This window comes from Actinomyces sp. ICM58 (assembly GCF_000283035.1).
GTDB lineage: Bacteria > Actinomycetota > Actinomycetes > Actinomycetales > Actinomycetaceae > Pauljensenia.
The window spans coordinates 21882-28719 of sequence record NZ_ALIY01000154.1; the positions used below are offsets into that span (position 1 = coordinate 21882).

General features: G+C 68.1%; 4 protein-coding genes. All 4 read left to right on the forward strand.

The features are described 5' to 3' along the window. The first annotated feature begins 1 nt into the window (after nucleotide 1). The 4 genes from HMPREF1138_RS07250 to HMPREF1138_RS07265 all read left to right on the forward strand — a co-directional run bounded on the left by HMPREF1138_RS07250 (nucleotide 2) and on the right by HMPREF1138_RS07265 (nucleotide 6803). Entirely contained in the window at nucleotides 2-2047 is a 2046-nt protein-coding gene (locus HMPREF1138_RS07250) for a TPM domain-containing protein (RefSeq protein WP_009058092.1), read from the forward strand. Nucleotides 2048-2229: 182 nt separating this feature from the next. Continuing rightward, complete coding sequence (locus tag HMPREF1138_RS07255) at nucleotides 2230-4074, forward strand: TPM domain-containing protein (RefSeq protein ID WP_009058069.1); 1845 nt, start codon at nucleotides 2230-2232, stop codon at nucleotides 4072-4074. A gap of 185 nt (nucleotides 4075-4259) precedes the next feature. Next, on the forward strand, nucleotides 4260-5606 hold the full coding sequence (locus HMPREF1138_RS07260; RefSeq protein ID WP_009058077.1) for a hypothetical protein: 1347 nt from the start codon (nucleotides 4260-4262) through the stop codon (nucleotides 5604-5606). A gap of 474 nt (nucleotides 5607-6080) precedes the next feature. Beyond that, nucleotides 6081-6803, forward strand: a complete 723-nt coding sequence (locus tag HMPREF1138_RS07265) for a PspA/IM30 family protein (RefSeq protein WP_009058088.1) — start codon at nucleotides 6081-6083, stop codon at nucleotides 6801-6803. Nucleotides 6804-6838 lie beyond the last annotated feature (35 nt).

Sequence of the window (6838 nt, forward strand, 5' to 3'; positions counted from 1 at the left end):
CGTGTCACGAATCCGCCGTTTCAGCCTCGTCGCAGTTCTCGCAACGCTACTGCTCACCCTGGGCGCCCCCGCCTTCGCGACCGCACCGGTCACAACGAGCGGAATCGTCACCGACCCGGGCGGCTGGCTCTCCGACTCCGAGCGCACGCTCATCGAAACCGCCGCACGCTCCGCGCGCGCGAAGGGCATCTCCGTCGACGTCGTCATCGTCGACAACCTCTCGGGAATCGACGGCGTCGAATGGTGCCGCAAGACCCTCAATGCCTCCGGCACCTCGGACGGCAACATCATCTACTACATCGCCTACGACGAGCGCGTGGACGGCGAATGCGTCAACGGCGGCTCCATCTCGCAAAGCGCACGCGACGCCGCGCGCACGGCCGCCGAGTCGAAACTGGCCAGCAAGCCCCTGACCTCTTCCGACGCCGCCGCGGGTGCCGTCGCCTTCATTAATACCCTCGCGAACAGGTCCACCACCTCCTCCAGCGGCACGAGTAGCTCGGGTAGCGGAACGCGCTCCACCTCCTCCGAGGGTCGGGGCGGTGCCATCATCGTCCTCATTCTCATCGTCGGCGGCTTCATCGGCATCGGGCTCGCCGTGTCCTCCTCCTCGCGTCGCAACGAACGCGCCGCGGAGCAGGTCACCCTCACCAGAACCGAAGACGCCGAGAAGAAGGTCTCGCAGGCCAACCGCCAGCTCCTCGCGGCAGACGAGCAGGTGCGTTCCGCCACCGACGAGCTCGACTTCGCGCGCGCCCAGTTCGGCATCGCCGCCACCGACCAATTCGCCCGCGCCCTGGAGGCCGCCCGGGATTCCGTCGCGCGCTGTTTTGACACTCAAAAGCAGATGAATGACTCCACCAACCCGATCTCGCGCGCGAACCTGGCGACGAGCATCATGCGCGACCTGGGGACCTCCATGAACCCCCTGAGCGCCGTCCAGGCCTCCTTCGAGAAGAAGCGCAGCGAGCAGGCGACGCTGCCTAACCGCATCACCGAGACCCACGAACGCCTCATCGAGCAGCGCGCCGATCTGGAGCGCGCGAAGGCGGAGCTGGTGAGCATCGCGGGTATCTACCCTGCGCAGATGCTCGCCTCCCTCCAGGACAACCCCGAGCAGGCCGCCGCCCTGCTGACAACCGCCGGCGCCGCCCTGGAGGAGGCCCAGCGGATGGCCGAGACGGATCGGGCCCGCGCGGAGAGCGCCCTCGACACCGCACACCGCGCCCTCATGATGGCCACGCACCAGACCGACGCGATCTTCTCCGCCAAGTCCGACCTCGACGCGATCCACGACCGCCTCGGTGCCGCCATCGGCTCCATTTCGTCGGATATCAACGACGTGTCGTCCCTGAAGGCGGACCCGGCCATCTTCGACCCGCTCGTCGCCGATGCGCGCGCGGCGATCTCCGAGGGACAGGCCGCCCTCCTCAACAACGGCGACCCGTTGGCGGCCCTCGAACACCTGCGCAGCTCGGAAGCAAACATTGACGCCGCGCTCGCCCCGCTGCGCTCCAAGCGGGACAACGACGAGCGGGCTCTGGCCGCCGCCCGCTCCCAGGTGTCCCTCGCCGAGTCCGCGGTCATGCGCGCCCAGCGCTACGTCCAGGGGCGACGCGGCGCCATGAACATGAACGTCCGCTCCACCCTCCACGACGCTGAGCACTCCCTCGAGGCGGCCCGCGAGGCCCTGGGCAGCGACCCGAACGAAGCGACCTCCCAGGCATCGCGGGCGCGCACCCTCGCCGACCGCGTCATGGCCACGCCCCTGGCCCGACCCGATACGAGCTGGTACGACGAGGACGATGACGACGACCGCTCGAGCAATTCCGGCTCCTCCCTCGGTGAGCAGATCCTGTGGTCGATCCTGTTCTCCAACAGCGGCAGCTCGCACTCGAGCTCCTCGTGGGGTTCCAGCTCAAGTTGGGGCAGCTCCAGCTCGAGTTGGGGCAGCTCCAGCTCCAGCCATTCCTCGGGCGGCGGGTTCTCCGGGAGCTCCGGCAGCTTCGGCGGCGGCGGGTTCTCCGGTTCCAAGGGCCACTTCTAAGCGCGTCGCACCGCCTGAGAGCCACCGCCGCGCACCCGGCTCGCGGCGGCCTGCCCGCCTGAGCGCCCGCGTCGCGTACACTGACCCCGGACACACAACGTGACGCAGATTGCAACGCTTGGGCGACGCGGAACAGCTTGTGAGCCCATGCCGTTCCGTTCACCACCGACCAGGAGGGCCACGTGGCACTGATCCGACGCCTGTGCATCGCCGCCGTCATGATGGCAGCGATGATGCTCGGTGGCTCGCCCGCCTTCGCAACCGAGCCGCTCGCCACGAGCGGATACGTCAGCGATCCCGACGGCTTCCTGAGCGCGGAGCAACGGGGAATGATCGAGACGTCAGCTCAGTCTTTCTATTCCGCGTACTCCATGTACATCGACGTCTCAATCGTCCCCACGTTCTCCGACCAGAAACCATCGACGTGGTGCCGGACCACCCTGATGCAATCGCGCACAGCAGATAAGGGCATCCTCTACGTCCTGGCCTACGAGGACGGCACCGACACCTACTGCACGGATTCGAACCTGGAGCAGAAGGCGGCGTCGGACCCGATGACGAAGAAGATGCTGGACGACGCGCTCGGTGTCGCCCGCGGCAAGCACACATCCACCCCCCTCACTCCCGACGAGGCGGCGGCGGGCGCTCGCGCGTTCATCGACGACGTGCGCAGCACGACCGACTTACACGCACGCATCGCTGCCGACAATCGCAAGAGGCAGCAAGCGGCAGAGGAAGAACGGAAGAGGGAGGCAGACAGGAGCCTCGGCGGTTACGTTATCTTGGCCGTCGTCGTGGTGATTGCCGTCGTCTCCAACCTGTGGGTCGCGCTGCGAGAAGACGACGGTCACGACCATTCCAGCGCCGATTCCGGGGCGTCCGTTCCGATCGTGGACCCCGTGAGGCGTGAGGCCCTGAAGGCCGCCGATGCGGCGAATCGGCGCCTGTCAGAGGCCGCGGAACAGATCCGCGCCGCCGAGGAGGACTGGAACTTCGCCCGCGCACAGTTCGGCAGCGCCGCGGCCGAAGAGTACGGTCACCGCCTTGAGGCGGCCAAGGAGGCCGTTGCGCGCGGACGCGACACCCACACGCAGATATGCCACACCGTCGACTCCCTGGCCAAGAAGCGCCTGGCGGCGACAATCACAAAGGATCTGGACGAGGTCCTCCCTCCCCTGGAGAAGACGCGCGCGGAGTTTGCGGCACGGCGAAGGGAGCGCTCAACGCTGCCCGCGCAGCTAAGTGACGCTCGTGAGCGTCTGGTCGAGGAGCTCGCCGATCTGGAACGCTCGAAGGAAGAGCTCTCCAGCATCGCGGGACTCTACCCCGATTCCATGCTCGCCTCCCTCCAGGACAATCCACAGCGCGCGGCGGCGTTCCTGGAGTCCGCTCGCTCGGCACTGGACACGGCGAGCGCGCATATCGGGGCGGACCCGACGCGTGCCGCCTCGGCCCTGGACACCGCGCAGCGTGCTCTGACCATGGCGAATGCACAGACGGACGCGATCTTCTCGGCGAAGACCGACCTCGACGCGATCCGGGACCGCCTCGGCACCGCCATCGGGGCCCTGTCCGGCGACATCGCCGAGGTTGACGGCCTCGAGGCCGACACGGCGCTCCTGGCCCCGCTGGTCGCCGACGCGCGGGGAGCGATAGCGCTCGGCCAGCGCGCCCTGGTCAACGACGAGGACCCCCTCGGCGCGCTCGAGACCCTTCGCGACCTGGAGCTTCGCCTGGAGGCGGTGCTCGCTCCCCTTCGGACGCAAGAGGCGGCGGCGCTCAAGGCGCGAGAGAGCGCTCAGCGTCATATTCGTGACGCTGATGCGGCCCTCGCGTGGGCGCGCAAGTCCTTGAGGAACCGTCAAGGCTCCGCCCTGTTTGACGCGAACAAGCTCCTGCGCGAAGCGGAACAGGCGATTGGCGAGGCTCGCGAGGCCCTCGACAAGGACCCTCTACAGGCGCGTGCGGCGGCCTCGAGGGCCACCGTCCTGACCAACCGCGCGCTCGCGACACCGGGGCGCCAGTAGAGGAGGCGAACGACGACCCACCGGCAATTGACGCAGACGATCGCGGGCCACAGCGCTCGCGTCCGCACCCCGCCACCGGGTCATCAACAAACCACAATAGTATGACGGACCGCATATCATAGTGAACGCGCGGCGGCCCACGATCATGTACCTTGTTCTGTTCGCCACCAACCAAGGAGGATAGCGTGCCACAGATTCGACGCCTAGGCATCGCAGCCGTCATGACGGCCGCGATAGCACTCGGTGGCGCGCCCGCGTTCGCGACCGAGGCCGTGGGAGGCGCAGAGACTGTCGTCACTTCCGCCTCCACCCTCCAACACGCAGGATTCGGGCCTGATGCGCACCGCGTCGCGGCTCGGTCCACATCCCCCAGCCGGTCCTCGTCGCCCTCCCCCAGCCGGTCCTCGTCGCCCTCCCCCAGCCGGTCCTCGTCGTCCGGCTCGACCGAACACGGCCGAGGCTTCCTCTGGTTGGTGGCCGCGGCATGCATCGGGCTGATCAGCTTGGCCATCAAGGGTACCAAGGACTCGCAGGAGAGCGAGAGCGCCGACTCCGAGCCCGCACCCACCTCCGACGATATGGCACGGCGCGCACGCCTCAAGGCGCGCGAGGAACGGCTCAGGGCTGCCGAGGAGGCCCACCATCGCGTGCAGGGTGCGAACAAGCGCCTCGTCGAGGCAGCCGAGCTCGTGCGCACCTCCGAGCAGGAGTGGGACTATGCGCGCGCCCAGTTCGGACTGTCCGCGACCGAGCGTTTCCATCGCCAGGTCGAGGAGGCCAAGGCGGCTCTCTCACGCGGGTACGACACCCAGAAGCGCATCCAGGCCGCGGTGGTCCCCCAGACCAGGATGCGTCTCGCCGCCGAGATGTCGAACGACCTGGACGCGGCCGTGTCCCCCCTGCGCGCGGCCACCGCGGAATTCACCGCCAAGCGCGCCGAGCACGCCGCACTCCCCTCTCGGATCGCACAGGCGCGCGAGCGCCTGGCCGAGGAGCTCTCGGACCTTAAGCGCGCCAGGGAGGAGCTGGCGAGCATCGCGACCATTTACCCCGCCAAGACCCTCGCTTCGCTTCAGGGCAACCCGGAGCGTGCCGAGCAGCTGCTCGAATCCGCCCGCGACGCGCTGGAGACGGCGAGCGCGACGGTCACGAAGGACAACGCCCGCGCCACCTCGGCCCTCGACACCGCTTCGCGCGCGCTCACCATGGCCGGCGCGCAGACGGGCGCGATCTTCTCTGCCAAGTCCGACCTCGACGCGATCCAGGATCGCCTGGGCGCCGCCATCGGGTCCCTTTCCGCCGACCTCACCGAGCTTGAGGGCGTCGAGGCCGACACGGCGCTCCTGGCCCCGCTGGTCGCCGACGCGCAGGAGGCGATCGCCACCGGCCAGGCCGCCCTTATCACCAACGACAGCCCGCTCGAGGCGCTCGACCACCTGCGTACCGTGCAGGCCAGGCTCCGCGCCACCCTCGAGCCGCTGCGCGAGGCCACCCCGGCCTCGCACTCAACGACCCGAGGTGACCGATCATGACACCTCTGTCCACGCGCGCTCGCGACACCGGGGCGCCAGTAGAGGAGGTGAGCGACGACCCACTGACACTGGAGCCAGACGATCGCGGGCCACTGCGCTCGCGTCCGCACCCGGTCACCGGATCATCAACAAACCACAATAAAGTGACGGACCGCATATTATAGTGAACGCGCGGCGGCCCACGATCATGTATCTTATTCTGTTCGCCACCAACCAAGGAGGATAGCGTGCCACGGATTCGACGCTCTCGAGCATGCCCGCGCTGTCGAGACCAAGCTGAACGCTACGCTTGACCCGCTTCGAACCGCCAAGCACCAATCCGGAGGAACACACTCACCATAACGACGATCCCTCCGCCACAGACGCCGGCTCAGTGACCGGTTCGGGCTCGCTGTAGCCCTCCCACCGACCTGCGGGGCCCTGGCCTCGCGCTCAACCCGCGCACGAGCGCACATCACCACAAAGGAGAACATCATGGCTGAGAAGCAGACGATCCTGGGCCGTATCGCCCAGCTCGCGAAGGCCAACATCAACGCGATCCTCGACAAGGCCGAGGACCCGCAGAAGATGATCGACCAGCTGATCCGCGACTACACCAACTCCATCGTCGAGGCCGAGAACGCGATCGCCCAGACCCTGGGCAACCTGCGCATGGCCGAGAAGGACTACGAGGAGGACGTCAAGGCCGCGGCCGACTGGGGCCAGAAGGCCGCCGCCGCCTCCGCCAAGGCCGACTCCCTGCGCGCCGCCGGTGACGAGGCCGGAGCCACCAAGTGGGATGACCTGGCCAAGGTCGCCATCGGCAAGCAGATCCAGTTCGAGAACGAGGTCAAGACCGAGGAGCCCGCCCTCCAGGCTCAGCGTGAGGTCGCCGAGCGCCTGAAGAAGGGCCTGTCGCAGATGAAGGACAAGCTCTCCGAGCTCAAGTCCCGCCGCGACCAGCTCATCGCCCGCGAGAAGACCGCAAAGGCGCAGGCTCAGGTCACCGACGCCCTCTCCTCCATCAACATCCTGGATCCCACGAGCGAGCTCGGCCGCTTCGAGGATCGCGTGCGTCGCCAGGAGGCCCTGGCTCAGGGCAAGGTCGAGCTGGCCGCCTCCAGCCTCGACGCCCAGTTCGCGGAGCTCGAGACCGACTCCTCGCAGATCGAGATCGAGGCCCGCCTGGCTGCCCTCAAGGGCAAGTCGGCGGAGTGATCCGCGGCTAGCGTCGCACTCATAGAGCGGCCGGG